Genomic DNA, 24,727 nt, shown 5'->3' with positions numbered 1-24,727 from the left:
GGTATTGGACCAAGGTGCACAGCAGAGGCGAGACCGCTCGGCCCGAGTTATCGCTCCTGTACAGGTCGTACCAAAGCACAATTGGTCGGCTTCCGGACACTTGCTACCCCTCGATCAACAACGATGGGGAGGCAGATGCGCAAAGTCCTGACGACGGCGGGCGGCACGCTCGTCGCGATCGCGCTCGCGGCGGGGGCCGCTTTCGGGCACGGCGACGTCCAGCCGCAGCCGGTCAACACCGAGGGTCTGAAGCCGCTGGGCACCGAGTGGGTGGCCGAGAATCCCTACAAGGGCGACGCGCACGCGATCGCGATCGGGTCCTCGGGCTTCAACCAGAATTGCGCCCGCTGCCACGGCCTGCAGATGATCTCCGGCGGCCTCGCCCCGGACCTGCGCTACCTGCCCCAGGGCAAGGAGGGCGACGAGTACTTCGTCGAGCGCATGCGCCACGGCGCGGTGATCAACGGCGTCACCAAGATGCCGGCGTTCGAGGGCGTGATCTCGCAGGAGGGCCTGTGGGCCATCCGCAGCTACATCGAATCGAAGCATGAGGAGTAGCCCGCTCCGCGCGGGCGCCTGGGGCCTCGCTCTCGCCCTCCTGCTCGCCCCGCCGGCCCCCGCCCGCCCCCTCGATCAGGTCGTGGCCGACGGCACGCTGCGGGTCGCGATCTACGGCGACAACGCGCCCTTCTCCGAGGAGAGTCCCGGCGCGGCGCGCGGCATCGACGCCGATCTCGCGCGGGCCATCGCGGACAGGCTGAAGGTCGCGCTCGACCTGCGGGTGGTCGATGCCGGCGAGAACGTCGACGGCGACTTCCGCCTCAACCTCTGGCGCGGCGACCTCGCGGGCACGCCGCTCGCCGACCTGATGCTGCACGTGCCGACCGACCGCCAGCTCGCCCTGCGCAACGAGCAGATCTTTCTCACGGCCCCCTATTTCGACCAGCACATCGCCTTCGCCTATCGCAGGGGCCGGCTCGCGGGCTTCGACGCCCTCGACGATCTCGGCGACAACGCGGTGGCGGTCGAGGGCGCGAGCGCGGCCGACCTGATGCTGCTCACCGCGGCGGGCGGCCGGTACCGGGCTAACCTCAAGCACTTCAAGAGCTTCGAGGAGGCGGCCAGGGCCTATCTCGCGGGCGAGACCCCGGTCCTCGCGGGCACGCGCGCGTCGATCGAGGCCGCGCTGTTCGCCGCCAAGGCGCCGCCGGAGGAGAACCCGATCGGCGAGATTCCCTCGCAGGGGCTCGTCAAGACGCGCTGGGAGATCGGCGGCGCGGTGCGGACCGATTCCCGCGACCTCGCCTACGCGGTCGGCGACGCGATGACGGCGCTCGCCGCGGAGGGCCGGTTGCAGGCGATCTGCGCGCGCTACGGCGTCACCTACGTGGCGCCGAAGGGCTATTGAGGCGGGCCGCGGCCGCCCGCATCCTCCGGCAGGTCCCGAACGACCGCCGCGATCGACGCGATCGGCACGACTGCCGCGCGGGCGCGGCGTGCCGTCGCGCGCCGCATTCCCAAGACTAGCGTCCAGAGATTTCGAGCGGCCATTGTATTCGACCAATGGCCAATAAGACTTCGATGAGAAGCCTTCTAGGCTTTTCCTCAAGGGGTGGCCGGCGAATCGCGCGATTCAAGCATCGTCCGGCCCAAGCAAAGCCCCGGCGGATCCGGCCGATCGGACCGGGAACCACAACGGAGGACACGTCATGAGAGTACAGACCCGGTTCCTCGCCGCGGTGGGCGTCGCCGCCCTCCTGGCGGGCGGCGCGCTGCCGGCGCGCGCCCAGGGCGTGAGCGAGCAGGACATCATCAACGACGCCAAGACGCCCGGCGACGTGGTGACCTACGGCCTCGGCCCGCAGGGCCAGCGCTTCAGCCCCCTGAAGACGCTCACCCGGGACACGATCAAGGGCCTCGTGCCGGCCTGGTCGTTCTCCTTCGGCGGCGAGAAGCAGCGCGGCCAGGAGAGCCAAGCGCTGATCAAGGACGGCGTCATCTACGTCACGGGCTCGTACTCGCGCATGTACGCGATCGATTCCCGCACCGGCGAGAAGAAGTGGGAATACGATGCCCGTCTGCCGGAGGGGATCCTGCCCTGCTGCGACGTGGTGAACCGCGGCGCCGCGCTCTACAAGGACAACGTCTATTTCGGCACGCTCGACGCCAAGCTCGTCGCCCTCAACGTCAAGACCGGCAAGGTGGTCTGGCGCAAGGACATCGACGACTTCAAGGCCGGCTACAGCTACACCGCGGCGCCGATCATCGTGAAGGGCAAGATCATCACCGGCGTCTCCGGCGGCGAGTTCGGCGTGGTCGGCCGCATCGAGGCGCGCGACGCCGAGACCGGCGAGATCGTGTGGAAGCGCCCCGTCATCGAGGGGCATATGGGCGAGCTCAACGGCAAGCCCTCGACCATGACCGGCAAGGTCAACGAGTCCTGGCCCGGCGACATGTGGAAGTTCGGCGGCGGCGCCACCTGGCTCGGCGGCACCTACGATCCCGAGACCAACCTGATCTACTTCGGCACCGGCAATCCCGGCCCGTGGAATTCCTGGCTGCGGCCGGGCGACAACAAGTGGTCGGCCTCGCGCCTCGCGCTCAACCCCGACACCGGCGAGATCGTCTGGGGCTTCCAGACCACGCCGCACGACGGCTGGGACTTCGACGGCGTGAACGAGTTCGTGCCCTTCGACATGCAGAAGGACGGCAAGACCATCAAGGCCGGCGGCACCGCCGACCGCAACGGCTTCTTCTACGTCCTCGACCGCACCAACGGGAAGTTCATCTCGGCGACGCCGTTCGTCGAGAAGATCAACTGGGCCAAGGGCATCGATAAGGACGGGCGCCCGATCTACAACCCCGAGAACCGCCCGGGCGATCCGAGCCAGGCCACCGGCGACGACAAGAAGGGCAAGTCCATCTTCGCGGTGCCGAGCTTCCTCGGCGGCAAGAACTGGATGCCGATCGGCTACAACCCCGGCACCAAGCTGTTCTACGTGCCCTCGAACGAGTGGGGCATGGACATCTGGAACGAGCCGGTGAACTACAAGAAGGGCGCGGCCTATCTCGGCGCCGGCTTCACCATCAAGCCGGTCTTCGACGACCATATCGGCTCCCTGAAGGCGATCGACCCGACCTCCGGCAAGGTGGTGTGGGAATACAAGAACAAGGCCCCGCTTTGGGCCGGCGTGCTCACCACCGCGGGCAACCTCGTCTTCACCGGCACGCCGGAGGGCTTCCTGAAGGCCTTCGACGCCAAGACCGGCGAGGAGGTCTGGAAATTCCAGGTCGGCACCGGCGTCGTCTCCTCGCCGATCACCTGGGAGCAGGACGGCGAGCAGTGGATCGGCGTCACTGCCGGCTGGGGCGGCGCGGTGCCGCTCTGGGGCGGCGAGGTCGCCAAGTCCACGGCCGGCATCAACCAGGGCGGCAGCTTCTGGGCCTTCAAGCTGCCCAAGACCGTGGCCTCGCGCTGACACGGGCGCTCGGGCAGCGGGCCCGACGGCCCGCCGCCTGACCCGCCGGGCCGACAGGGCCCGGCCCTTCGGCCGCCCCCGCCGCCCGGTTCGCGGCGGCGGACGGCGCGCCGGGACACTTCGCCTCCGCTCAGGCCGGGATCAGGCGGCCCAGCGGACCGTATTCCGGCCCGCTTCCTTCGCGTCGTACAGGGCCCGGTCGGCGCGCTGGGCCAGCCGCTCGTACTCCTCGCCCGGGCACGCCGCGGCCACCCCCATGCTCAGGCTGGTGAAGGCGACGGACTTGGCGTCGATCGCGAAGGGCGCGCCGTGGACGCTGGCGCGGATCCGCTCGCACACCGCCTTGGCGAGTTCCAGATCGCTGTTCAGGAGCAGGACCGCGAACTCGTCGCCGCCGAGCCGCGCGACCACGTCTCCCGCGCGGACATGCGCGGTGAGCAGCGCGGCGAGGTGCTTGAGCGCCCGATCCCCGGCCTGGTGGCCCCAGCGGTCGTTGATCTGCTTGAAATGATCGAAGTCGATCGCGATCAGGCTGAGCGCGGACGGACTTGACGCCGGCAACAGCGCCTTGACCTTCGCCTCGAAGCCGCCGCGGTTGAGGATTCCCGTCAGGGGATCGGTGAGGGCGCGCGTCGTCATCGCGTCGCCATGGGCGGCGAGCGCCGCCGTCAGCCGGGCCCGCGCCGACACTTCGGCGGCGACCGGCAGGCAGGTCATCAGCATGACCGCCAGGAAGACCTGGAACGCCTGAGCCTGCGTGGCGGCGTCGGGGGCGATCAGCACCATCGGCCCGTGGCCGCGCATCGTCGCGACGCCCCCGATGATCGCCACCATCATCACGGCGGCCTTCGCTCCGAGGCGCCCGAGCCGGAAGGTGACGAGCATCAGGGGCGGGAAGATCGCGAACAGCAGGGGGCGGTCGGTGGTGAGGAACACCGCGCCCGCGACCGCGCCCGCGACGCCGAGCAGCGCGACCGCCTCGACCCGCTCCCGCGCGGTCTTGCCGGCGCAGGCGGTGACGAAATCCCCGCGGAAGGCGGCCGACAGGCAGGGCGTGAAGACGAGGAGGCCGAGCCCGTCGCTCGCGATCCAGGTGCCGAAGGCCTTCAGCAGCGGTTCGCCGAACACGCACGAGGCCGTCGCGGCGCCCACGATCCCGCTCACGGCCGGCGCCAGCACGCCCGCGATGAGGAGGAAGCGCACCACGGCCTTGGTGGAGTGCAGGATGCCGTCCCCGACGCCCGCCCGGCGCAGAAGCCAGACCGCGAGCGAGACCTCGGCCAGATTGGCCACGCCGTAGAGAAGCGGGCCGACCAGCGTGCCGCGCAGGATCAGGTTCGCCGTCACGTTGGCGACGAAGCCGGCGCTCAGGACCGTGATCCAGCGCGGTCGCGCATCGGCCAGCAGCAGCGCGACGAGAACCGCATTGGCGGGCCAGATCGTCGCGATGTCCCGCCCGTTGCTCGTCAGGGAGATGGTCAGGGCCGCCGCGCCGAAATACAGGAGCGCCGCCGTGAGCCACAGGCGACTGACCTCCCTGCCCTCGTTCTGCGTGTGGAGCCGGTCGTGCATCATGCCGGCATTGAGCGTTGAAGTCGGTGAATGGATTGTTAAATCCATGCATCCGCCAGCATCACGGATTCGTTTACAGCGTTCAACTACGCAAACGCCATCGCGGAACAAGGACGCGTGCCGCTAAACCCTAGGTTTTGTACTTAGGTATTGCTAAAACAGCATTCAAATTTCGGCGGCGATCGACAGGAGAACGCGGCCTCTAAAGGAGGGTTACGCCGGTCGATCCCGATCGGCACCGGCGATCGCCAATGTTCGGCCGATCGCGCTGCGGATGATCGCGCGGCAGACCTTCGCCATCGGATGAGGCGCCAGCCGAGCCGGCCGATGCGGGGATCGCCAACCCCCGGAACGCCACCGCGACCGTCGGGCCGCCGGGGTGGCGCGGGGGCGCCCTGGGGTATCCCTGAGGTATTCCCGCGATGATCGCTCCCCGCGCGCGTCCCGCGCCGCCGAGCCCGGTCGTCCGGCGCGCATCGGCTCGCGGGAAGCGGACAGGATCCTCCGGCCGCGCCTCGGGGTGAGGCGATGGCGACCGGCAAGGCGGTTCGAGCGCAGACTTCCGTCCGACCCCGGTCCCGACCGGCCCGGTCCTGGCCGGAGACGGATTGCGTTCGCGCGAGAAGGCGCTCCACTGCTCCGATGCGGATCGATCGAACCGACCTCGCCGATCTCGGGACCTTCCTCGCCATCGCGCGGCATCGCAGCTTCCGGCGGGCGGGCCTGGAACTCGGCGTCAGCGCCTCCGCGCTCAGCCACGCGCTCAGGGCGATGGAGGCGCGCCTCGGCGTGCGCCTCGTCAATCGCACCAGCCGCAGCGTCACGCTCACCGCGGCCGGAGAGGATCTGCGCGCCGCGCTGGACGCACCGTTCGCGGCGATCGGCTCCGCGCTCGACGTGCTGAACCAGCACCGCGCGCCGACGCAGGCGACGGGGCGGATCCGCCTCAACGTGCTCGAACATGCGAGCACGCTGCTGCTCGCCCCCGTGCTGCCTCTCTTTCACGAGCGCCACCCGCGGATCGCGATCGACGTGCGCGTGTCGAACGACCTGCTCGACGTCGTGGAGGCCGGCGCCGACGCAGGCATCCGATACGGCGGAACGGTCCCGCAGGACATGGTGGCGCAGCGCCTGTCCGCCGATCTGCGCTGGGTGGTGGCGGGCGCGCCCGCCTATCTCGACCGGCACGGGACGCCCGAGCATCCGCGCGACCTCGCGGCGCATCGATGCCTGCGCATCCGCCTCGGCGACGACAGCCTCTACCGATGGGACTTCGAGCGCGCGGACGAGCGGATCGCGCTCGACGTGCCCGGCGCGGTGACCGTCGACAACACGCAGTTCGCCCTCTCCCTCGCGATCGCGGGCGGCGGGCTCGCCTATCTTCCGGAGCCCTGCGTCGAACCGTCGGTCGCGCGCCGCGAACTCCGCATCGTGCTGAGGGACTGGGCGCCGCTGGGCGCCGGCTTCCACCTCTACTATCCCGGGCGTCGGCACGTACCGATAGGATTGCGGCTCCTCGTCGACCTGATCCGCGCGGAGAGGCCGCTCGGATCATGAGGGTCCGGCGTCCGACGATGAGCGTCGCTCATCGCTCCGGTGAGGTCCGGACGGCTGATCGTCGGCCGGCGCGATGTCTAGGTCAGGCGTCTCATCAAGGTCAGCGGAAGAGATCGAGACATGCGCCGTTTCACCGGGAAGGTCGCCTTCGTCACGGGTGCCGCCAGCGGCATCGGCCGCGCCGCCGCCATCGCCTTCGCGCGGGAGGGGGCACGCCTCGCGATCGCCGACCGCCTGGAGGCGCCGATCGAACGGCTCCGCTCCGAGGTCGAAGCGGAGGGCGGCGCGGTGCTGGCGATCCGCTGCGACGTGTCGGTGCCGGAGGACGTCGAGGCCGCGGTGGCCCGCACGGTGGAGCGGTTCGGCCGCCTCGACTGCGCCTTCAACAACGCGGGCGTCGAGAACAGGGCCGCTCCGGTCCACGAGATCGCCCTCGACGAATGGGACCGGATCCTCGACATCAACCTGCGCGGCACGTTCGTGTGCATGAAGCACGAGATCGGGCAGATGCTGCGCCAGGGCGGCGGCGTCGTGGTCAACACCGCCTCCGGCGCCGGCATCCGGGGCGTGGCGGGCGGTGCGAGCTACGCGGCCTCGAAGCACGCCCTCATCGGCCTCACCAAGTCGGCCGCGCTCGACTACGCCAAAGCGAAGATCCGGGTGAACGCCGTCCTGCCCGGGAACATCGAGACCCCGATGATGGAGCGCTTCACCGGCGGCGACATCCAGAAGGCGATCGACCTCGAGCCGGTCGGGCGGCTGGGCAAGCCGGAGGAGATCGCCGAAGCCGTGCTGTGGATGTGCTCGGACCTCGGCTTATTCGTGACCGGCGCCTCGATCTCCGTCGATGGCGGCTGGTCGCTCTGAGGCGCGTTTCGAAGATGATGGAGGCGTGATCGCATGGAGATCAAGCGCAGCGGAAGCCAGCCCTCGGGGGCGGGGCCGTCCGATTGGTTCACCGGCGCGGTGCGGATCGATCCGCTCCACACCGCGCCCGACCCCGCCCGCACCGCGATGGCGAGCGTCACCTTCGAGCCGGGTGCGCGGACAGCATGGCATACGCACCCGCTCGGCCAGACGCTGATCGTCACCTTCGGGCGCGGATTGGTGCAGCGTGAAGGAGGCCCCGTCGAGGAGATCGCGCCCGGCGACGTCGTCTGGTTCGCGCCGAACGAGCGGCACTGGCACGGGGCCACCGCGACCTCGGCGCTGACGCATATCGCGATCCAGGAGCGCCTCGACGGCAAGGCCGTGACCTGGATGGAGCCGGTCACGGACGCGCACTATGCCGGGTCCTAGGCGCCGGCCGTGAGGCGGGCTCTCGGCGCCTGCCGGCGCCGGGCCGATCCTCGCACACCCACCCGGGACGGCTCTTCACAGGGTCGAGCGGATGCCCTCGGGCCCTCACCCATCGGCGCTTCGCCGGACCGGGACGACGGGGCCGAGCCCCCACGGCTGCGGCAGGCCCGGTGCGGCCGTGCCGTCGCCGGGACGGCCATCGGCCGGGCGGGGTCGGGGTTGCGCCGTCGCCGCCCGGCTGCCCAAACGCCCCCCCCGCGAGGCCCGCTCAGCCGACCGCCACGCTCGTCAGAACGCTGACCGCGTTCCGGACCGCGTCGACGATCAGTTCCTCGCTGGGGGTTCCTCCCGCCATGTCGGCGAGGAGAACCGAGACGTCGCGCCGCACATCCTCCCGGATCTCCGGATTTTCCTCGGAGAGTCGCCCGAGCAGGACGCCGACAACGAGTTCCAGCGCCAGCATCTTCGCGTGAATGCGCGAGATGTCGTCGAGCGCCTCGGGGTCATTGGTGTTCATCGTGGATTCCTCGAATAGAGCGTGCTATCGGACTGTATTGCAGTGCACACGCGATGGATCGCACCGCACCCTTGCGGGCGCTCGACCGCGATCCAGTGGCGAGATCAGCGCGCACGACTTGACGGCGCCTGCTAATCCGGATGAAGCGAGCGCGCCGCCCGTGCTGAAGCTTCGGATTGTCCGGACATACGCGCGACACCGGAATTTTCCCTTGATCAAACTCGTCTTCGCGACCTTCGTCGCCCTGGCCACCTGCGCCGTCGCGACCGGCGCCAGCGCCCAGGTCGGCGACATGAGCTGTGCCGATTACCTCAAGGCCGATGCGGAAGCCCAGGCCAGCCTCAGCCCGGCGGACAAGGTCATGCTGCAAGCCGACCCGCAGGCCGCCGCAATCGATGCGAAGATGCGGGCCTATTGCAAGGCCAATCCGAAGGCCTCCTCGAGCGAAGCCGCGATGAAGGCCATGCAGTAACCGCCCTCGCCAAAAACGCCTTCGCCATGAACGCCCTCGCCATGCGCGCTCCGCGCGGGCCGGCGGCTCCTGCGCGGCGCGCGTCGCTGCAGGGCCCGCGCGCCGCGAGGGCTCTCGCGGCTGCCGGCGCAGGTCCCGCCGGGCGCGCGCCTCGGGGCCGCCGGCGCGGGAGACCGGGACCGGGCCGTGATGCGCCCGTCGACGCCGCGCCGGCGACGCCGCGTTGCCGGCGCGCATCGCGGCCGGACCATCGCCGGCCCGGCGCCGGCCGGGGCCTGGTTCTGGCCCGATGCTTCCATCCCGTCCCGGGCCCATCCCGCCCGGCCCGCATCCCATGACCGACCGCCTGCTCCACGCCGGACTCAGCGTCCTCCTCCTCCTCGGCATCGGCCTCCTGTTCTCGGGAAACCGCCGGGCGATCCGGCCCCGGGTGGTGCTCTGCGCCCTCGCGCTGCAGGTCGGCCTCGGCGCGCTCGTCCTGTTCGTCCCCGCCGGGCAGGCCGGGCTCGCCGCCGCCGCGGACGGCGTGCAGACGGTGCTCGGCTACGGCGACAGGGGCGCGGCCTTCCTGTTCGGGGGGCTCGTCGAGCCGAAGATGTTCGAGCTGTTCGGCGGCGGCGGCTTCGTGCTGGCGCTTCGGGTCCTGCCGCAGATCCTCTACGTCTCGGCGCTGATCGGCGTGCTCTACCATCTCGGCCTCATGCAGGCGCTGGCCCGCGGGCTCGGGGCGGCCTTGCGGCGGCTGCTCGGGACCTCGCCGATCGAGTCCTTCTCGGCCGTCATCACCATCGCGATCGGGCAGAGCGAGATCGCCGTCGCGCTGCGGCCGTTCCTGCCGCTCCTGACGGGCGCCGAACTCTTCGCCGTGATGACGAGCGGGGCCGCCTCCACCGCGGGCTCGATCCTGGCCGGCTACGCGGCGCTCGGCGTGCCGATGACCTACCTGCTCGCGGCCTCCGCGATGGCGATCCCCGGTGGGCTCCTCTACGCCAAGATCCTGGAGCCCTCGGTGGAGCCGACGCGGATCGTCACCACCCGCGTCAGCTTCGGGGAGACCCGGGCGGCCAACCTGATCGAGGCCGCCGCCGACGGCACCCAGAAGGGCCTCGCGGTGGCGGTCTCGGTCGGCGCCATGCTGATCGCCTTCGTGGGCCTGATCGCCCTGGCCGACGGGATGCTCGGCGCGGCCGGGCGGGCGCTCGGCTATCCGGGCGCCTCGATCCAGGCCGTGCTCGGACAGGCGCTCGCGCCGCTGGCCTGGCTGCTCGGCGTGCCCTGGGCCGAGGCCGCGCTGGTGGGCGGAGCGATCGGGCAGAAGATCGCCTTCAACGAGTTCTTCGCCTATGCGGGGCTCGCGCCGACGCTCAAGAGCGGCGCCCTCGATCCGCGCAGCACCGCCATCGTCTGCTTCGCCCTGTGCGGCTTCGCCAATTTCGCCTCCGTGGCGATCCAGCTCGCGAGCTTCTCGAGCCTCGTGCCCGAGCGGCGGGCCGAGATCGCCCGCTACGGCCTGCGGGCGATCCTCGGCGGCACCCTGTCGAACCTCACGAGCGCGGCGATCGCCGGGCTGTTCGTCGGATGATCCGGACGTGGCCCGGAAGGCGCAGCCCCTGACAAAAACCGGCGTCCCGTCCACAATTCCATTGCGTTGAGCGCAACCTCGGCGCGAAGTCCCTGCCCCGACGCGGTGATTCCCTGACGCGCACCGCGCGGGCCGGCGGCCGATGCGGGCCGCTGCGCCGATCCCGAGAGAGCCCGATTTCCCTGTAGAGCGATGCCCACGATCGTGCCGATATCAGCGATACTCTCGATCGGCGCGGCGCTCCTGTGCGGGGGCCTCCTCGCCCTCGCGGTCCCGTGGCTCCCGATGCTGCTGGTCAGCATCCTGCTCTTCCTGGCCTGCCTGATCGTCGAGATCGCCCTCGGGACCGGCGTGCCGGCCGCCTTCGGCTGGTCCTGCCTGGCGCTCGTCGCCCTGCAGGGCGCCTACGTCGTCGTCGGGCGGCTGTCCTACGGCAGCCGGCGCCACCCGGTGCTGATGAAGAACAGCCCGCTCGCGCCCGGCGATCCGCGGCGGAAGTAGCCGAGCGCGGACACCGGGCAGGGTGGCGCGGATTTGCCGTCGTCCGCGCTGAAACTTGGGCAGATCGCTCCCGGCAAAACCTTGACCGCGCCGTTCGCGCCTCCGTAGCGTGACGCCCGTGCGGCCGCGTCGGCCCCGGCTTGCGCGCGGATGTCCGGGCGGCCCGGCGGGACCGCGGCCGTCCCCGAGGAGAGCCGACGCGATGCTGCCCACCATCCTCGATCTGTCCAGCCTGCGCGCCCTCTACGCCGAAGGGCGCCTGACGCCCCGGACCCTCGCCGAGGCCGTCGCGGACCGGATGGAGGCCTATCCGGACAAGGCGGTGTTCATCCACGCCGTCCCGCGGGCGGCGCTGGTCGCAGCGGCCGAGGCGCTGATGCGCGACCATCCGGAGCCGAACGCGCTGCCGCTCTGGGGCGTGCCCTTCGCGGTGAAGGACAACATCGACGTGGCGGGCCTGCCCACCACCGCGGCCTGCCCGGACTTCGCCTACACGCCCGGGACGGATGCCGCGGTCGTCGCCCGGCTCAGGGCGGCCGGCGCCCTGGTCACCGGCAAGACCAATCTCGACCAGTTCGCCACCGGCCTCAACGGCACCCGCTCGCCCTACGGCGCCCCGCGCAGCGTGTTCAGCCCCGAGCACGTCTCGGGCGGGTCGAGCTCGGGCTCGGCCGTCGCGGTGGCGGCGGGGCTCGCGAGCTTCGCGCTCGGCACCGACACGGCGGGCTCCGGCCGGGTGCCTGCGGCCTTCAACAACCTCGTGGGCATCAAGCCGACGCCGGGCCTGCTCTCGACCGCGGGCCTCGTCCCGGCCTGCCGCAGCCTCGACTGCATCACGGTCTTCGCCGGCAGCGTCGCCGACGGGATCGCGGTGCGGCGCCTCGCGGAGGGGTTCGATCCGGAGGATCCGTTCTCCCGGCGCATCGCCCCCGTCGCCCTGCCGGAGAAGCCCCGCGTCGGCGTGCTGGCGCCCGCCGAGCGGGAATTCTACGGCGACACCGAGACCGAGCGCCTCTACGACGCGGCGGTGGCCCGCCTCGCCGATCTCGGCGCCACGCCGGTGCCGTTCGACTACGCGCCGTTCCGCGAGATCGCCGCGCTGCTCTACGACGGCCCCTGGGTCGCCGAGCGCCTCGCGGCGGTGGAGACGTTCTTCGCCGAGCACGCGGACGCGTTCGATCCGAGCGTCGGGGCGATCGTAGGCTCGGCCACGGGCTACTCGGCCGTGGACGCCTTCAAGGGACGCTATGCGCTGGAAGCCCTGCGCCGCCGCACCGAGGCGGCCTGGGCCGCGGTCGATCTCCTGCTCGTGCCCACGGCGCCCACCACCTACACGGTGGCCGAGATGCTGGCCGAGCCGATCGCGCTCAACGCCCGGCTCGGCCGCTACACCAACTTCACCAACCTGCTGGGCCTCGCGGGGCTGGCCGTGCCGGCGGGCTTCCGGGCGGATGGGCTGCCCGCGGGCGTCACCCTGATCGGACCGGCCGGGTCCGACGAGGCGCTCGCGCCGCTCGCGGACGCGCTCCACCGCGCGGCCGGCACCGGCATGGGCCGCGACCGCGCCGCCGCGCCGGGCCCGGTGCCGCCGGTCAGGGGCGACGCGCTTCAGATCGCCGTGGTCGGCGCCCATCTCTCCGGGCTGCCCCTCAACGGCGAGCTGACGGGCCTCGGCGCGCGCCTCGTGCGCAAGGCCCGCACCGCACCCGACTACCGGCTCTATGCCCTGCCGGGGACCCGGCCGGCCAAGCCCGGGCTCGTGCGCGAGCCGGGCTTCGGGGGCCCGGGCATCGCCGTCGAGGTCTGGGCGCTCGAGCCCTCCGCCTTCGGGCGCTTCGTCGCGGCGATCCCCGCCCCCCTCGGGATCGGCACGATCAGCCTCTCGGACGGCAGCCGGGTGCAGGGCTTCCTGTGCGAGGCCCACGCCGTGGCACAGGCCCGGGAGGTCACGAGCTACGGCGGCTGGCGCGCCTACCAGGCCTCGGCGGAGGGCCGCTGACCGGGCCTCACGGCCCCCGGAACGGCAGGGTCGCGGCCTGCTCGGCGATGGCGCCGGCCGTGGTCAGCCAGACCGCGTCGCGGGCCTTGGCGATGTGGGCCAGCGCCTGGCGCAGGGGCCCGAGCCGCTGGGGCTGCCCCACGATGTAGGGATGGAGCGCGATGCCCATCACCAGCGGCGCCGCGCGGGACTGCTCCAGCATCTCCTCGAAGGCGTCGACGATCGCCTCGGCGAATTGCCGGCCCGTCTCCTTGCGGGCGACGACCGCCGGGATGTCGTTCAGCTCCTGCGGATAGGGCACCGCCAGGATGCGCCCGCCGCCCCGCGTCGCGAACCAGGTCGGCTGGTCGTCATGGGCCCAGTCGAGCAGGTAGCGGTAGCCGGCCTCCGCCAGCAGGTCCGGCGTCACGGCCGATTGCGAGATCCAGGGCCCGAGCCAGCCCGCCGGCGCCTTACCCTCCTCCCGGGCGAGGATCCGCGTGGCCTCGGCGATGAGGGCGCGCTCCTCCGCCTCGCCGAGGATGCCCTGGCGCTCGGCATTGGTGCGGCCGTGGGCGACGATCTCGTCGCCGCGCGCCCGGAACGCCTCGATCAGGCCGGGGCAGTCCCTGTAGAGCCGGCTGTTGACGAGCACGCTCGCGGGCATCCGGAGCCCGTCCAGCATGTCGCGGATCCGCCACGCGCCGACGCGGTTGCCCCAGTCGCGCCAGGCGTAGTTCAGCACGTCCGGCTGCGGCCCGCCCGGGGCGAGCTCCGCCCCGAGGCCGGAGCCGAAATCGAAGGTCTCGAGGTTGAGGGCGACGTAGACGGCGAGGCGCTTGCCCCCGGGCCAGTCGTAGACCAGCCGTTCCGGCAGCGCGCTGTAGCGGTAGCGGCCATGGTCCATGCGGGGTGTCCTCTCGGGTGGCGTGTCGGGTGGCGTGCCCACGAAGCGGGCGGCATGCGGCACGCCCTGAGGCAGGCCGCGCGCGCTGCCTATCCAGGATGCCGCCCGCGCCCCCGGTCAAGCCCCGGCCGCGGCCCGGATGGCGGCGCGGGCGAGCCCCGACAGGCCTTCGCGGAAACGTCCCGGCGGGACGGGCGGGCGCCCGGCTATCCCGTTGGCGAACGGTCGCTTTCCGGCCCGGCTCGGGGATCGCGCCGGCACGCGGGCGGACGGGGACCGATCCCAAACTGTTGCGGATTTGTGACTCGGTCTCGCCGCAGCGCGGCATAACGCGCCGATGGCATATCGGTTGCTGTTAAAACCTCGCAATTTTTCGAGAGCGGAAGAGGAATACAGGTCATGGTGGGGAAGGGGTTTGCGGCTGCGGCGCTGTCGCTGGCACTTATCGGCAGCGCGTCCGCTGCGGATCTCGCGGACAAGAAGAAGGCGCCGGTCGTCCCGGAGACCAAGGAGGTTCCGTTCTTCCTCTTCGCCGACACGCAGATCAGCTATCGCTACCAGTTCCCCGCGGCCAATCCGGGCAGCCAGATCCAGCGGGCGGACGGCAGCTTCCGCAACCGCGACGCGCCCAAGCAGATCCTCAACATCTCGCACGCCGATGCCTGGGCCTACGGGACCAACTTCTTCTCGCTCGACATCCTCAAGTCCGGCTCGCAATACCCCGCCGGCACCACCAACCCGCCCGGCAGCATCGCCGCGCCGTTCTTCGAGAGCTACGGCAACACCGAGGCCTACGGTCTCTACCGCGGCACGCTCAGCCTCAACGCCCTCAGCAACACCAAGGCCTTCACCATCCCGGGCCTCGTCAAGGACGTGTCGCTCGCCTTCGGCTTCGACGCCAACTCGCAGAACGATGCCTTCGGCTCGAAGAAGCGCGACGTGGTGGGCGGCCTGAACTTCTCCTTCGATGTGCCCGTCGGCTTCCTCAACCTCTCCGCCCACGCCTACAAGGAGTGGAACCGCAACGGCTTCAACCTGCAGCCCGATCGCGACCAGAGCTTCAACACGGTTCCCGAGTTCGAGATCGTCTACAACTTCCCGCTCGCCTTCACGGGCCTGCCGCTCAGCATCGCCGGCTTCAACAACATCGTCCTGCCCAAGGGCCGCGGCATCGCGCGCGGCAATTTCGGCGACTACGCCTTCAACCCGCCGCGCGGGCTGGAATTCCTGTCGCGCACCAACCTCGTGCTGGATCTCGGCAAGCTGGTCTACGACCAGCCCAACAAAGTCGATGTCTTCATCGGCTTCCAGTACTGGCTGAACAAGTTCGGCAACGTCGAGACCGCGACCTTCAAGGGCACCGAGGAGAAGAGCTTCCTCGCCGGCGTCGCCTTCCACGTGTTCTGAGCACCGGCGGGGGCGTCGCAGGGCGTGGATGCGCCCCGCGGCGCCTCCCCTCCCCTGCGGCCGGCGGCGTCAGACATCGTGCGCGCCCGCTGCGCCGTCGCCCGCGGAGGCGCGGGTCCGTCCCTCCCCCTCTGCGGGGAGGAGAATGCCGGGCGCAGCGGGGCGGCCGGGACGAGATCCCGCAGAGCGGGGCGCGCCGGTGCAGGACACGCCCGGCATCGACGCTCAGCCCGGGCCGGAAGCCGGCGTTCCTCGTGCGGGACTGCGTCCGGGCCCGACGCCCACACCAGCCGAGCCGGGGATAGGTCCGCCCCTCGGCGGCACGGACGATGCGTGACCGCGACGGCCGCCTTCGGATGAGGTGGAGGGCCGAAGGGCTTCGGGTAGAACGGTTCCGACACCGCGCACGGGCGCTGAGGACCCAAGGGGATCGGATGACGGAATTCGGGACTGAGCCCCGCCTGTGGATCCGCGATCCCCTCGCCATCCTGGCCGAGGGGGCCGGCGGCGGGATCGTCGTCGCGGGCACGCGCATCGTCGAGTGCGTGCCGAGCGGGGCCCAACCGGCCGCGGCCGTGCAGGCCGTGTTCGACGCCTCCCGGCACGTCGTCATCCCGGGCCTGATCAACACCCATCACCACGTCTTCCAGACGCTGACCCGGGCGCACCCGATCGCCATCAACAAGCCGCTCTTCCCCTGGCTGAAGGCGCTCTACACGATCTGGGACCGCCTCACCCCGGAGGCGTTCCGCCTCGCGACGCGGCTCGCCTATACCGAGCTGCTGCTCTCGGGCTGCACCACGGCGGGCGACCACCATTACCTGTTCCCCAAGGGGCTGGAGCAATCCGTCGACATCCAGGTCGAGGAGGCGCGCGCGCTCGGCATCCGCGCCTTCGTGACCCGCGGCTCGATGAGCCTGTCGGACAAGGAGGGGGGCCTGCCGCCCGGCTCGCTGACGCAGGACGACGACACCATCCTGGCCGACAGCGAGCGGGTGCTGAACCTGTTCCACGACGCGCGGCCCGGCGCGATGGTGCAGATCGGGCTGGCGCCCTGCTCGCCCTTCGCGGTGACCAAGCGCCTGATGCGCGAGAGCGCGGCGCTCGCCGAGCGCCACGATTGCCGCCTCCACACCCATCTGGGCGAGACCCTCGACGAGGATGCCTATTGCCTGGAGCTGTTCGGCCAGCGCCCGGTCGAGTATCTCGAGGAGGTCGGCTGGCTCGGGCCGCGCACGTGGCTCGCCCACGGCATCCACTTCAACGACGCCGAGGTGGCCCGCCTGGGCAAGGCCGGCGTCGGCGTGTGCCACTGCCCGACCTCGAACATGACGCTGGCCTCGGGCCATTGCCGCACCTGCGAGCTCGAGGCCGCGGGCAGCCCCGTGGGCCTCGGCGTCGACGGATCGGCCTCGAACGACAACTCGAACCTGATCGAGGGCGTGCGCCACGCCGTCATGCTGAACCGCCTCCGCTACGGGGCCGAGGCCGTCACCCATCTCGACGCCCTGCGCTGGGCGACGGCGGGCTCGGCCGCCTGCCTCGGCCGCTCCGACATCGGGCGGATCGCGCCGGGCTGCGAGGCCGACCTCGCCCTGTACACCCTGGACGAGCTGCGCTTCTCCGGGGCGCACGACCCGCTGGCCGCCCTCGTCCTCTGCGGCGCCCACCGCGCCGACCGGGTGATGGTGGCCGGCTCCTGGCGCGTCGTCGACGGTCAGCCCGTGGGCGTCGACACGGGGGCCTTGCGCGAGGCCCATACCCGCCTCGCCCACGCGCTGTTCGGAACCTGAGATGGCGGCAGACCCCAGGACCGCGCCGACCGCGCCGACGCTCCCGCCGCGCATCACCGGCCCGACCCCGCTCTACGGCGCCTACGGCATCGTCAAGCGCTTCGGCAGCTTCACGGCGAACGACGGCATCGATCTCGAGATCCGCGCGGGCGAGATCCACGCCCTGCTCGGCGAGAACGGGGCCGGCAAATCGACCCTGATGAAGATCCTCTACGGCCTGCTGGAGCCGACCGAGGGCGTCGTCACCTACAACGGCGACGCGGTGCAGCTGCCCAACCCCGAGGCGGCGCGGCGCCTCGGCATCGGCATGGTGTTCCAGCACTTCTCGCTCTGCGAGAACCTGACGGTGGCCGAGAACATCGCCCTGGTCATGCCGCGCGACCTCGCGCCGAAAGCGCTGGCCGCGCGCATCGCCGGGCTCGGCGCCGCCTACGGCCTCCATCTCGATCCGGAGCGCCCGGTCTGGTCGCTCTCGGCGGGCGAGCGCCAGCGCATCGAGATCGTGCGCTGCCTGCTGCAGGACCCGCGCCTCGTCATCCTCGACGAGCCGACCTCGGTGCTGACGCCGGGCGAGGCCGAGACCCTGTTCGGGGTGCTGGAGCGGCTGCGCGACGAGGGCCGGGCCCTGCTCTACATCTCGCACCGGCTCGACGAGGTGCGCCGTCTCTGCGCGCGCGCCACCATCCTGCGCGGGGGCAAGGTCGTCGGTGCCTGCGACCCGCGCCAGGAGAGCGCCCGCTCGCTCGCCGCCCTGATGGTGGGCACGCAGGTGCGCGCGGTCGAGGCCCGGCCCGCCGCCGCGCCGGGCCCCGAGCGCCTGTGCCTCGACGGGCTGACCCTGCCGGCGCCGGACCTCCACGCCACGGGCCTCAAGGACGTGTCGCTCTCGGTCGCGGGCGGGCAGATCCTGGGCATCGCGGGGATCGCCGGCAACGGGCAGGCCGAACTCTTCGCCGCCCTCTCCGGCGAGAGCCGCAGCCCGGAGGCGGCCTCGGTGCGGATCGACGGCCGGTCGGCCGGGCATCTCGGCATCAACGCCCGGCGCCGGCTCGGGGCCGCCTTCGTGCCCGAGGAACGCAACGGCCACGCGGCGGCGCCCGGGATGAGCCTGTCGGAGAACGCGCTGCTGTCGCGCCACGCCACCGCGCCGCTCGCCCGGTTCGGCCTGCTGCGGCTCGGCTCGGCGCGCGCGCTCGCCCGCGCGGTGATCGAGGCCTTCGACGTGCGCAAGGCCGGGCCCGACCCCGCCGCCGGCACGCTGTCGGGCGGCAACCTGCAGAAATTCGTGGTCGGGCGCGAGATCCTGGCCGGGCCCGGCATCCTGGTGATCAACCAGCCGACCTGGGGCGTCGACGCGGCGGCGGCGGCCTTCATCCATCAGGCCCTGCTCGACCTCGCCGGACAGGGGACCGCGATCCTGGTCATCAGCCAGGACCTCGACGAACTCTTCGCCGTCGCCGACCGGATCCAGGTCCTGCACGCCGGCACCCTCTCCCCGGCCGTGCCCCGTGCGGAGACCAGCCGCGAGGCCATCGGCCTGCTGATGGGCGGCTCGGCCGGCCCAGCGTCGTCCGGCCCGGTGCCGGCCTCCGCCGCGATCCGCGAGGACGCGGCCCTCGTCCCGGTGCCCTGACCGCCATGCGCCTCGATCTCCGGCCCCGCAGCCGCCGCTCGGCCCTGCTCACCGCGCTCTCGCCGGTGCTCGCCTTCGCCGCCGCCGTCCTCGTCGGCGGCGGTGCCGTGGCGATGCTCGGGGTCTCGCCGGGGGCGGCCTTCGTCACCTACTTCGTCGCGCCCCTGAGCGAGGTCTGGTCGCTGCAGGAGGTGGCGCTGAAGGCCGCGCCCCTCGCCCTGATCGCGACGGGCCTCGCCTTCTGCTACCGGGCCGGCCTCTGGAACATCGGCGCCGAGGGCCAGTTCGTGGTCGGCGGCCTCGCGGGCGGCTGCGTCGCCGTGGCGACGCAGGGGACGGAGGGCCTCACCCTCTGGATCCTGCCGGCGATGCTCTGTGTCGGCACGCTGGCCGGGGCCGCCTACGCCCTGATCCCGGCGCTCCTGAAGGTCCGGCTCGGCGTCTCGGAGATCCTGACCAGCCTGATGCTGGTCTACGTCGCCGAACTCCTCCTCGACTACATGGCCCGCGGCCCCTTGCGCGATCCGGCGGGCTACAACTTCCCGCAGAGCGTCGCCTTCGATGCGGCGGCGCGCCTGCCCTACCTGATGGAGGGCGAGACCCTGCACGCGGGCGTGCTGATCGGCTTCCTCGCGGTGGTGCTCGCCACCCTGGTTCTCGCCCGCACGCTGTTCGGCTTTGAGGTCCGCGTCGTCGGCGCCAGCCCCCGTGCGGCGCGCTTCGCGGGCTTCAGCGACGCGCGCCTGACGCTCGCGGTCTTCGCAATCTCGGGCGGCGCGGCGGGGCTGGCCGGCATCTCCGAGGTGGCCGGCCGGATCGGCCAGCTCCAGCCGACGATCTCGCCGGGCTACGGCTTCACCGCCATCATCGTGGCGTTCCTCGGGCGGCTCTCCCCGCCGGGCATCCTGGTCGCGGCCCTCGTCATCGCCCTCACCACGATCGGCGGCGAGGCCGCGCAGATCGACCTGCGGCTCCCCCTCGACCTCACCCGCGCCTTCCAGGGCCTGCTGCTCGGCCTCGTGCTCGGCGCCGACGTCCTCACCCGCTTCCACGTCCGCCTCGTGCCGGGCGGCCCGGCGGCCCCGCGCTCCTGAGGATGCCCCGATGAGCCTCGACCTCGTGCAGATGGTGCTGGTCACCGTCCTGGCGGCGGCCGCGCCGCTGATCATCGCGGCGATCGGCGAGCTGGTCGCCGAGCGGGCCGGCGTGCTCAATCTCGGCGTCGAGGGCATGATGGTGCTGGGCGCCGCGACGGGCTTCGCCGTCGCGGTCGAGACCGGCTCGACGCTCGTCGGCACCCTGGCGGGCGCCGGGGCCGGCGTCGCGCTCGCGGCGGTGTTCGGCATCCTCACCGTGGGGCTCGCGGCGAACCAAGTCGCCTCGGGGCTCGCCCTCACCATCATGGGGCTCGGCCTCTCGGGCCTCGTCGGCGCCTCCTACGTGGGCATGAAGCGCGATCCCGCGCCCCATCTCGCCGTCCCGGGGCTCAGCGACCTGCCGGGGATCGGGCGCCTCCTGTTCGGGCAGGACGCGTTCGTGTACGCGGCCCTCGCCCTCGTCGTCGGGGTCCAGTGGTTCCTCTGGCGCACCCGGGCCGGGCTGACCCTGCGGGCGATCGGGGACGACCACACCGCGACCCACGCCCTCGGCCTGCCCGTGCGCAAGGTCCGCTTCCTGGCGGTGCTGTTCGGCGGCGCCTGCGCGGGCCTCGCTGGCGCCTACCTGTCGCTCGCCTACACCCCGTTCTGGGCGCCCGCGATGACGGCGGGGCGCGGCTGGATCGCGCTGGCCCTCGTGGTCTTCGCCTCCTGGCGCCCGTTCCGGGTCGCGGCCGGGGCGCTGCTGTTCGGCGGCACCACCGTGCTGCAGCTCCACGCCCAGGCCGCCGGAATCGGCCTGCCCGGCCAGCTTCTCTCGGCCGTGCCCTACCTCGCCACGATCCTGGCCCTGGTCTTGCTGTCGCTCGGCCGCCGCCAGGGCGGCTCCCTCGCCCCGGCCGCGCTCGGGCGCGACTTCACCCCGCACCGCTGACAGACGAGGATATTGAGGACCATGCGGAAACTCGGCGGCGCGCTGATCGGCGCCCTCTTGCTCGCCCTCGGACCGGCCCGGGCCGAGGACAAGCTCAAGGTCGGATTCGTCTATGTCGGCCCGGTGGCCGATTTCGGCTACTCGTTCCAGCACGACCAGAGCCGCAAGGCCCTGGAGGCCGCGCTCGGATCCAAGGTCGAGACCACCTATCTGGAGAACGTGCCGGAGGCCGACAGCGAGCGCTCCATCGAGAAGCTCGCCCGCTCCGGCGCCGGCCTGATCTTCACCACCTCGTTCGGCTTCATGGAGCCGACCCTGAAGGTCGCCAAGAAGTTCCCCAAGGTGAAGTTCGAGCACGCCACCGGCTACAAGCGCGCGCCCAACCTCTCGACCTACTCGGCGCGCTTCTACGAAGGCCGCTACGTCTGCGGGAAGATCGCCGGCAAGCTCTCGAAGAGCGGCACGGTGGGCTACATCGCCTCCTTCCCGATCCCCGAAGTGGTGAGCGGCATCAACGCGTTCATGCTCGGCGCGCAGTCGGTCAACCCGAACATCAAGCTGAAGATCGTCTGGGTGAACACGTGGTTCGACCCCGGCAAGGAGGCCGAGGCCGCCAAGGCGCTGCTGGCGCAGGGCGCCGACATCCTGACCCAGCACACCGATTCCGCCGCGCCGCTGCAGGAGGCCGAGAAGCAGGGCAAGCTCGCCTTCGGCCAATCCTCCGACCAGCTCCGCTTCGCCCCGAAGGCACAGCTCACCTCGATCGTGGACGATTGGAACGGCTACGTCATCGCGGAGACCAAGGCCGTGCTGGCCGGGACCTGGACGAGCCACGACACCTGGGGCGGCATCAAGGACGGCATGGTCGTGCTCGCGCCCTTCACCAACATGCCGGACGACGTGAAGGCGCTGGCGGAGGCCACCAAGACGGACATCGCCGCGGGCAAGATCCACCCCTTCGACGGGCCGGTGACCAAGCAGGACGGCACGGTCGCGGTGAAGGCGGGCGAGAACGCGCCCGATCCGATGATCCTCGGCATGAACTGGTACGTGAAGGGCATCGAGGACAAGCTGCCGCAATAACCTGCGGGCCCGGCAGAACCGATAAAGCCGCCGGATCGCTCCGGCGGCTTTTCATATTGAGCGGTCCCCCGTCGGGGATTCCCGCGTCGGGCCCCGCTCAGGGACGCGGCGGCACCTGCCCCGCCGGGACGGGTCCGCGGGCCGCCTCGGGCGGCACGCCGGCGGGCGGCGCCACGGGCACGGCGTCGCCGCTGCGCACCGCGTTCATCTCGTTGCGGGGCCCGGCCAGGCCCTCCGTCCCGCCCGGTGCCGTGGCCGGGTCGCGCCCGGCCGGCGCGCCGGTGGATTGGGCAAGCGCCGGCATCACGGCACCGAGGGTACAGCAGAGGCCGAGCGCGGCCATCAGGGTCATGCGCATGGTGGTCAGGGATCTCCGATCGAAAGCGGCCCGGCAGACAACATCAAGCCGTTGCGATAACTGGCAAAATCGATCGCCGGCGGATTCGTTCCGCGCGCGCCTGCTCGTTCTGTGGGCGGTGCCTGCCGGGTGAGGTGCCTACCGGCGGTGCCTGCGGTGCCGCCGCGCCGTCCCGCGCCGACCGCCCGGTGCGGTCAGCCGCGATTGACCGGCCGGCGGCGTGACGGTGCCCTGGGCCCGGACCCCGACGCCCGTCGCGACCACGCCGCTTCCGAGCAGGAACACGGCGACGGCCCAGGCCGCCATCGGAAGGGACAGGCCGACGAGGAACGGTGGCATGGCGGCGGGCTCCGGAGGCGGGGGACAGGACGCCCGCGATGCCGCGGCCGCAGCAATAGCCGTGCCCTCGGCGCTTCGCCCGCGCGGCTTCGCCCTGTCCCCGGGCGGAGGCCCCGGGCGGTCATTCTCCGCTGGCGTCATTCGGGCGCGAAGGCAGATCGGCCGCGCGCCGGAGCTTTGAAACCGATGGCCGGGCGACGGAGCGGGCCCCTGTTGCCGGCCTCGGACGCCGCAACGCTCCGTGCCGGAGCGCACACGGCGTAAAGTTTCATGCCACACCGGGTCTACGCCGGGAAATTTCTCGGCACGCCCACGCAAGTCTCTATTTCGACACGGAAAATCTGTACTTCCTGCAATCCCGCCGCCCGCCCGTGCCCCGGAAAACTCGGTCTCACCCGTGATCGCATGCGACCTTGATGGGCATTCGCTGTTGAATTTTGCGCCAAGGCTGCACAAAATCCAGGAACCCGTGAGGCTCCCGGCACTTGGGCTGCACACGACAAGAACTTGGAATCCTCCCATGATCGCACGCATCCTTCTCGGCGCCGCCCTCGGCCTCTCGGTCTCCGGCGCGGCTCTCGCCCAGAGCTACACCGCTCCGGCCGGCATCCCGCCAGTCACCGCCCCCGGCGGCATCGAGGGCCGGGCCGCCCTTCCGAACATCGTCGATGCCCAGGGCGGCACGCTGCAGGGCTACGGCCCGCGCGACACCTTCACCACCGGATCGGTGCGGCGCGCGCCCGCCGATCACCTGCGCTACGGCCGCTGAGCCGGGCGGACCTGCCGGGTCCCGCGACCTGATCGGTCCCGGACGAACAGAACGGACATCCTGAGGGCCGGCGGAGACGATCCGCCGGCCCTTTCGCGTCACGGCTCGGAGCGCAGGGGCGTCGCCGGCCGCCGTCCGGGCGCCGGTCCCTTGGCGAAAAATTCGGCAGCATCCGCCGGAATGATGGGCTGTCGATCAATCGTCACCAGCGTGTCGCGCAGCAACCGGCGCTGGAATCCTGCCGCTAATCTCGGCTTTCGAGGGACCCACGCTACGCTTAAGCTTTCGCCTCATCCCGAATCGCGTCGGATGGAGCGGTGGTTGTGACTGACGATTTCTTGTCGCGTCGGCGTCTTCTGGGCGGAGCGGCCCTGCTCGGCCTCGGCGCCCTGGCGCCGATCCGCGCGCGCGCCGCGGCTCCGCTCACCGTCGGCTTCATCTATGTCGGGCCGAAGGACGATTACGGCTACAACCAGGCCCACGCCCAGGCCGCGACCATCCTCAAGGCCCTGCCGGGCGTGCAGGTGGTCGAGGAAGAGAACGTCCGCGAGACCACCGACGTCCAGAAGACCATGGAGAGCATGATCAACCTGGACGGGGCCGGGCTGATCTTCCCGACGTCCTTCGGCTATTTCGATCCCCATGTGCTGATCGAGGCCAAGAAGAATCCCAAGGTGCAGTTCCGCCATTGCGGCGGCCTCTGGACGGACGCCAACCCGAAGAATGCCGGCTCGTATTTCGGGTACATCGCCCAGGGACAGTACCTGAACGGCGTTGCGGCCGCGCATGCGTCGAAGTCGAAGAAGCTCGGCTTCGTGGCGGCCAAGCCGATCCCGCAGGTGCTCAACAACGTCAACGGCTTCCTGCTCGGCGCCCGCAGCGTCGATCCGTCGATCACCCTGCAGGTGATCTTCACCGGCGAATGGTCGCTCGCGGTGAAGGAAGCCGAGGCGACGAACGCCCTCATCGACGGGGGCGCCGACGTCATCACCTGCCACGTCGACAGCCCGAAGGTGGTGGTCGAGACCGCCGCCCGCCGCGGCGCCTTCGTCTGCGGCTACCATGCCGACCAGTCCGCCCTCGCCAAGGACAAGTACCTCACCGGCGCCGAGTGGAACTGGGCCTCGATCTACAAGGGGTTCGTGGCCGACATGCAGGCCGGCAAGGCGCCGCCGAACTTCGTGCGCGGCGGCCTCGCCGACGGCTTCGTAGCGATGAGCCCCTACGGCCCCGGCGTCTCGGAGGCGGCGCGCAAGAACGTCGACGCGGTGAAGGCCGAGATGATGAAGGGCGGCTTCGCCATCATCAAGGGCCCGCTCAAGGACAACAAGGGCAACGAGATCGCCGGCCCCGGCAAGTCCTACGCCGAGAACGCCCTCGAGCTGGAGAAGACCAACTACCTCGTCGAGGGCGTGAAGGGCTCGGCCTGACGCGGGATCTGGCACGGTTT

General features: G+C 71.5%; 24 protein-coding genes. 18 read left to right on the top strand and 6 right to left on the bottom strand.

All coding sequences use genetic code 11. The features are described from left to right. Nucleotides 1–135: 135 nt before the first annotated feature. From pedF to ACS5RC_RS01280, 3 genes are all read left to right on the top strand, one after another. On the top strand, nucleotides 136–558 hold the full coding sequence (gene pedF / locus ACS5RC_RS01290) for a cytochrome c-550 PedF (protein WP_478342017.1): 423 nt from the start codon (nucleotides 136–138) through the stop codon (nucleotides 556–558). Next, complete coding sequence (locus tag ACS5RC_RS01285) at nucleotides 548–1,408, top strand: substrate-binding periplasmic protein (RefSeq protein WP_478342016.1); 861 nt, start codon at nucleotides 548–550, stop codon at nucleotides 1,406–1,408. Before pedF ends, ACS5RC_RS01285 begins: the two co-directional genes overlap by 11 nt. A gap of 301 nt (nucleotides 1,409–1,709) precedes the next feature. Next, on the top strand, nucleotides 1,710–3,479 hold the full coding sequence (locus tag ACS5RC_RS01280) for a PQQ-dependent methanol/ethanol family dehydrogenase (protein WP_478342015.1): 1,770 nt from the start codon (nucleotides 1,710–1,712) through the stop codon (nucleotides 3,477–3,479). A gap of 141 nt (nucleotides 3,480–3,620) precedes the next feature. Here the strand turns inward: ACS5RC_RS01280 and ACS5RC_RS01275 are convergent, their stop codons facing one another. Further along, nucleotides 3,621–5,054, bottom strand: a complete 1,434-nt coding sequence (locus ACS5RC_RS01275) for a sensor domain-containing diguanylate cyclase (RefSeq protein ID WP_478342014.1) — start codon at nucleotides 5,052–5,054, stop codon at nucleotides 3,621–3,623. A 639-nt stretch (nucleotides 5,055–5,693) separates the two neighbouring features. On the opposite strand from ACS5RC_RS01275, the gene ACS5RC_RS01270 reads away from it, so the two are divergent. The 3 genes from ACS5RC_RS01270 to ACS5RC_RS01260 all read left to right on the top strand — a co-directional run bounded on the left by ACS5RC_RS01270 (nucleotide 5,694) and on the right by ACS5RC_RS01260 (nucleotide 7,907). Next, nucleotides 5,694–6,608 carry a LysR substrate-binding domain-containing protein gene (locus tag ACS5RC_RS01270; RefSeq protein WP_478342013.1) on the top strand — a complete coding sequence of 305 codons (915 nt, stop codon included), beginning with the start codon at nucleotides 5,694–5,696 and terminating at the stop codon, nucleotides 6,606–6,608. Between the two features lie 120 nt (nucleotides 6,609–6,728). Next, on the top strand, nucleotides 6,729–7,475 hold the full coding sequence (locus tag ACS5RC_RS01265; protein WP_478342012.1) for an SDR family NAD(P)-dependent oxidoreductase: 747 nt from the start codon (nucleotides 6,729–6,731) through the stop codon (nucleotides 7,473–7,475). A 33-nt stretch (nucleotides 7,476–7,508) separates the two neighbouring features. Further along, nucleotides 7,509–7,907, top strand: coding sequence for a (R)-mandelonitrile lyase (locus ACS5RC_RS01260; protein ID WP_478342011.1), 399 nt, complete (start codon nucleotides 7,509–7,511; stop codon nucleotides 7,905–7,907). Between the two features lie 268 nt (nucleotides 7,908–8,175). Here ACS5RC_RS01260 and ACS5RC_RS01255 read toward each other — a convergent pair whose 3' ends face one another. Continuing rightward, a complete protein-coding gene (locus ACS5RC_RS01255) occupies nucleotides 8,176–8,424 on the bottom strand; it encodes a hypothetical protein (RefSeq protein WP_478342010.1) in 249 nt (82 codons plus the stop codon). A gap of 211 nt (nucleotides 8,425–8,635) precedes the next feature. Between ACS5RC_RS01255 and ACS5RC_RS01250 the strand changes: the two genes are divergently transcribed. The 4 genes from ACS5RC_RS01250 to atzF all read left to right on the top strand — a co-directional run bounded on the left by ACS5RC_RS01250 (nucleotide 8,636) and on the right by atzF (nucleotide 12,978). Beyond that, nucleotides 8,636–8,896 (top strand): hypothetical protein, encoded by a 261-nt coding sequence (locus ACS5RC_RS01250; protein ID WP_478342009.1) that lies wholly within the window; start codon nucleotides 8,636–8,638, stop codon nucleotides 8,894–8,896. Between the two features lie 334 nt (nucleotides 8,897–9,230). After that, nucleotides 9,231–10,478 carry a NupC/NupG family nucleoside CNT transporter gene (locus tag ACS5RC_RS01245; protein WP_478342008.1) on the top strand — a complete coding sequence of 416 codons (1,248 nt, stop codon included), beginning with the start codon at nucleotides 9,231–9,233 and terminating at the stop codon, nucleotides 10,476–10,478. Between the two features lie 192 nt (nucleotides 10,479–10,670). Beyond that, the gene (locus ACS5RC_RS01240; RefSeq protein ID WP_478342007.1) at nucleotides 10,671–10,979 is read left to right on the top strand and encodes a hypothetical protein; all 309 of its coding nucleotides are present in this window, start codon (nucleotides 10,671–10,673) and stop codon (nucleotides 10,977–10,979) included. A gap of 202 nt (nucleotides 10,980–11,181) precedes the next feature. Continuing rightward, a complete protein-coding gene (gene atzF / locus ACS5RC_RS01235; protein ID WP_478342006.1) occupies nucleotides 11,182–12,978 on the top strand; it encodes an allophanate hydrolase in 1,797 nt (598 codons plus the stop codon). A gap of 7 nt (nucleotides 12,979–12,985) precedes the next feature. Here the strand turns inward: atzF and ACS5RC_RS01230 are convergent, their stop codons facing one another. Then, nucleotides 12,986–13,864, bottom strand: a complete 879-nt coding sequence (locus ACS5RC_RS01230; protein ID WP_478342005.1) for a polysaccharide deacetylase family protein — start codon at nucleotides 13,862–13,864, stop codon at nucleotides 12,986–12,988. A gap of 399 nt (nucleotides 13,865–14,263) precedes the next feature. Here ACS5RC_RS01230 and ACS5RC_RS01225 point away from each other — a divergent pair, with 399 nt between their 5' ends. The 6 genes from ACS5RC_RS01225 to ACS5RC_RS01200 all read left to right on the top strand — a co-directional run bounded on the left by ACS5RC_RS01225 (nucleotide 14,264) and on the right by ACS5RC_RS01200 (nucleotide 21,811). Then, nucleotides 14,264–15,271, top strand: coding sequence for a hypothetical protein (locus tag ACS5RC_RS01225; RefSeq protein ID WP_478342004.1), 1,008 nt, complete (start codon nucleotides 14,264–14,266; stop codon nucleotides 15,269–15,271). A gap of 434 nt (nucleotides 15,272–15,705) precedes the next feature. Next, nucleotides 15,706–17,064, top strand: a complete 1,359-nt coding sequence (locus ACS5RC_RS01220; RefSeq protein WP_478342003.1) for an 8-oxoguanine deaminase — start codon at nucleotides 15,706–15,708, stop codon at nucleotides 17,062–17,064. A gap of 1 nt (nucleotide 17,065) precedes the next feature. Then, nucleotides 17,066–18,697, top strand: coding sequence for an ABC transporter ATP-binding protein (locus tag ACS5RC_RS01215; protein WP_478342002.1), 1,632 nt, complete (start codon nucleotides 17,066–17,068; stop codon nucleotides 18,695–18,697). Nucleotides 18,698–18,702: 5 nt separating this feature from the next. Next, a complete protein-coding gene (locus ACS5RC_RS01210) occupies nucleotides 18,703–19,791 on the top strand; it encodes an ABC transporter permease (protein ID WP_478342001.1) in 1,089 nt (362 codons plus the stop codon). A 10-nt stretch (nucleotides 19,792–19,801) separates the two neighbouring features. Beyond that, on the top strand, nucleotides 19,802–20,728 hold the full coding sequence (locus tag ACS5RC_RS01205) for an ABC transporter permease (protein ID WP_478342000.1): 927 nt from the start codon (nucleotides 19,802–19,804) through the stop codon (nucleotides 20,726–20,728). Nucleotides 20,729–20,749: 21 nt separating this feature from the next. Further along, complete coding sequence (locus tag ACS5RC_RS01200) at nucleotides 20,750–21,811, top strand: BMP family ABC transporter substrate-binding protein (RefSeq protein ID WP_478341999.1); 1,062 nt, start codon at nucleotides 20,750–20,752, stop codon at nucleotides 21,809–21,811. 97 nt (nucleotides 21,812–21,908) lie between these two features. Here the strand turns inward: ACS5RC_RS01200 and ACS5RC_RS01195 are convergent, their stop codons facing one another. Both ACS5RC_RS01195 and ACS5RC_RS01190 read right to left on the bottom strand, forming a co-directional pair. Then, a complete protein-coding gene (locus ACS5RC_RS01195; protein WP_478341998.1) occupies nucleotides 21,909–22,169 on the bottom strand; it encodes a hypothetical protein in 261 nt (86 codons plus the stop codon). A gap of 138 nt (nucleotides 22,170–22,307) precedes the next feature. Beyond that, on the bottom strand, nucleotides 22,308–22,508 hold the full coding sequence (locus ACS5RC_RS01190; RefSeq protein ID WP_478341997.1) for a hypothetical protein: 201 nt from the start codon (nucleotides 22,506–22,508) through the stop codon (nucleotides 22,308–22,310). A 520-nt stretch (nucleotides 22,509–23,028) separates the two neighbouring features. Between ACS5RC_RS01190 and ACS5RC_RS01185 the strand changes: the two genes are divergently transcribed. After that, nucleotides 23,029–23,277, top strand: a complete 249-nt coding sequence (locus tag ACS5RC_RS01185) for a hypothetical protein (protein ID WP_478341996.1) — start codon at nucleotides 23,029–23,031, stop codon at nucleotides 23,275–23,277. 98 nt (nucleotides 23,278–23,375) lie between these two features. Here the strand turns inward: ACS5RC_RS01185 and ACS5RC_RS01180 are convergent, their stop codons facing one another. Next, nucleotides 23,376–23,501 (bottom strand): hypothetical protein, encoded by a 126-nt coding sequence (locus tag ACS5RC_RS01180; protein ID WP_478341995.1) that lies wholly within the window; start codon nucleotides 23,499–23,501, stop codon nucleotides 23,376–23,378. A 99-nt stretch (nucleotides 23,502–23,600) separates the two neighbouring features. On the opposite strand from ACS5RC_RS01180, the gene ACS5RC_RS01175 reads away from it, so the two are divergent. After that, a complete protein-coding gene (locus ACS5RC_RS01175) occupies nucleotides 23,601–24,707 on the top strand; it encodes a BMP family ABC transporter substrate-binding protein (RefSeq protein ID WP_478341994.1) in 1,107 nt (368 codons plus the stop codon). Nucleotides 24,708–24,727: the final 20 nt, after the last annotated feature.

Source organism: Methylobacterium sp. HJ2 (genome assembly GCF_056431005.1).
This window is presented reverse-complemented; position numbering and strand designations above follow the sequence as displayed.

Bases quoted from the DNA above. Each gene is read 5' to 3' on its own strand.
- pedF (WP_478342017.1), top strand. From the start codon at position 136: ATGCGCAAAGTCCTGACGACGGCGGGCGGCACGCTCGTCGCGATCGCG.
- ACS5RC_RS01285 (WP_478342016.1), top strand. From the start codon at position 548: ATGAGGAGTAGCCCGCTCCGCGCGGGCGCCTGGGGCCTCGCTCTCGCC.
- ACS5RC_RS01280 (WP_478342015.1), top strand. From the start codon at position 1,710: ATGAGAGTACAGACCCGGTTCCTCGCCGCGGTGGGCGTCGCCGCCCTC.
- ACS5RC_RS01275 (WP_478342014.1), bottom strand. From the start codon at position 5,054: ATGATGCACGACCGGCTCCACACGCAGAACGAGGGCAGGGAGGTCAGT.
- ACS5RC_RS01270 (WP_478342013.1), top strand. From the start codon at position 5,694: ATGCGGATCGATCGAACCGACCTCGCCGATCTCGGGACCTTCCTCGCC.
- ACS5RC_RS01265 (WP_478342012.1), top strand. From the start codon at position 6,729: ATGCGCCGTTTCACCGGGAAGGTCGCCTTCGTCACGGGTGCCGCCAGC.
- ACS5RC_RS01260 (WP_478342011.1), top strand. From the start codon at position 7,509: ATGGAGATCAAGCGCAGCGGAAGCCAGCCCTCGGGGGCGGGGCCGTCC.
- ACS5RC_RS01255 (WP_478342010.1), bottom strand. From the start codon at position 8,424: ATGAACACCAATGACCCCGAGGCGCTCGACGACATCTCGCGCATTCAC.
- ACS5RC_RS01245 (WP_478342008.1), top strand. From the start codon at position 9,231: ATGACCGACCGCCTGCTCCACGCCGGACTCAGCGTCCTCCTCCTCCTC.
- ACS5RC_RS01240 (WP_478342007.1), top strand. From the start codon at position 10,671: ATGCCCACGATCGTGCCGATATCAGCGATACTCTCGATCGGCGCGGCG.
- atzF (WP_478342006.1), top strand. From the start codon at position 11,182: ATGCTGCCCACCATCCTCGATCTGTCCAGCCTGCGCGCCCTCTACGCC.
- ACS5RC_RS01230 (WP_478342005.1), bottom strand. From the start codon at position 13,864: ATGGACCATGGCCGCTACCGCTACAGCGCGCTGCCGGAACGGCTGGTC.
- ACS5RC_RS01225 (WP_478342004.1), top strand. From the start codon at position 14,264: ATGGTGGGGAAGGGGTTTGCGGCTGCGGCGCTGTCGCTGGCACTTATC.
- ACS5RC_RS01220 (WP_478342003.1), top strand. From the start codon at position 15,706: ATGACGGAATTCGGGACTGAGCCCCGCCTGTGGATCCGCGATCCCCTC.
- ACS5RC_RS01215 (WP_478342002.1), top strand. From the start codon at position 17,066: ATGGCGGCAGACCCCAGGACCGCGCCGACCGCGCCGACGCTCCCGCCG.
- ACS5RC_RS01210 (WP_478342001.1), top strand. From the start codon at position 18,703: ATGCGCCTCGATCTCCGGCCCCGCAGCCGCCGCTCGGCCCTGCTCACC.
- ACS5RC_RS01205 (WP_478342000.1), top strand. From the start codon at position 19,802: ATGAGCCTCGACCTCGTGCAGATGGTGCTGGTCACCGTCCTGGCGGCG.
- ACS5RC_RS01200 (WP_478341999.1), top strand. From the start codon at position 20,750: ATGCGGAAACTCGGCGGCGCGCTGATCGGCGCCCTCTTGCTCGCCCTC.
- ACS5RC_RS01195 (WP_478341998.1), bottom strand. From the start codon at position 22,169: ATGCGCATGACCCTGATGGCCGCGCTCGGCCTCTGCTGTACCCTCGGT.
- ACS5RC_RS01190 (WP_478341997.1), bottom strand. From the start codon at position 22,508: ATGCCACCGTTCCTCGTCGGCCTGTCCCTTCCGATGGCGGCCTGGGCC.
- ACS5RC_RS01185 (WP_478341996.1), top strand. From the start codon at position 23,029: ATGATCGCACGCATCCTTCTCGGCGCCGCCCTCGGCCTCTCGGTCTCC.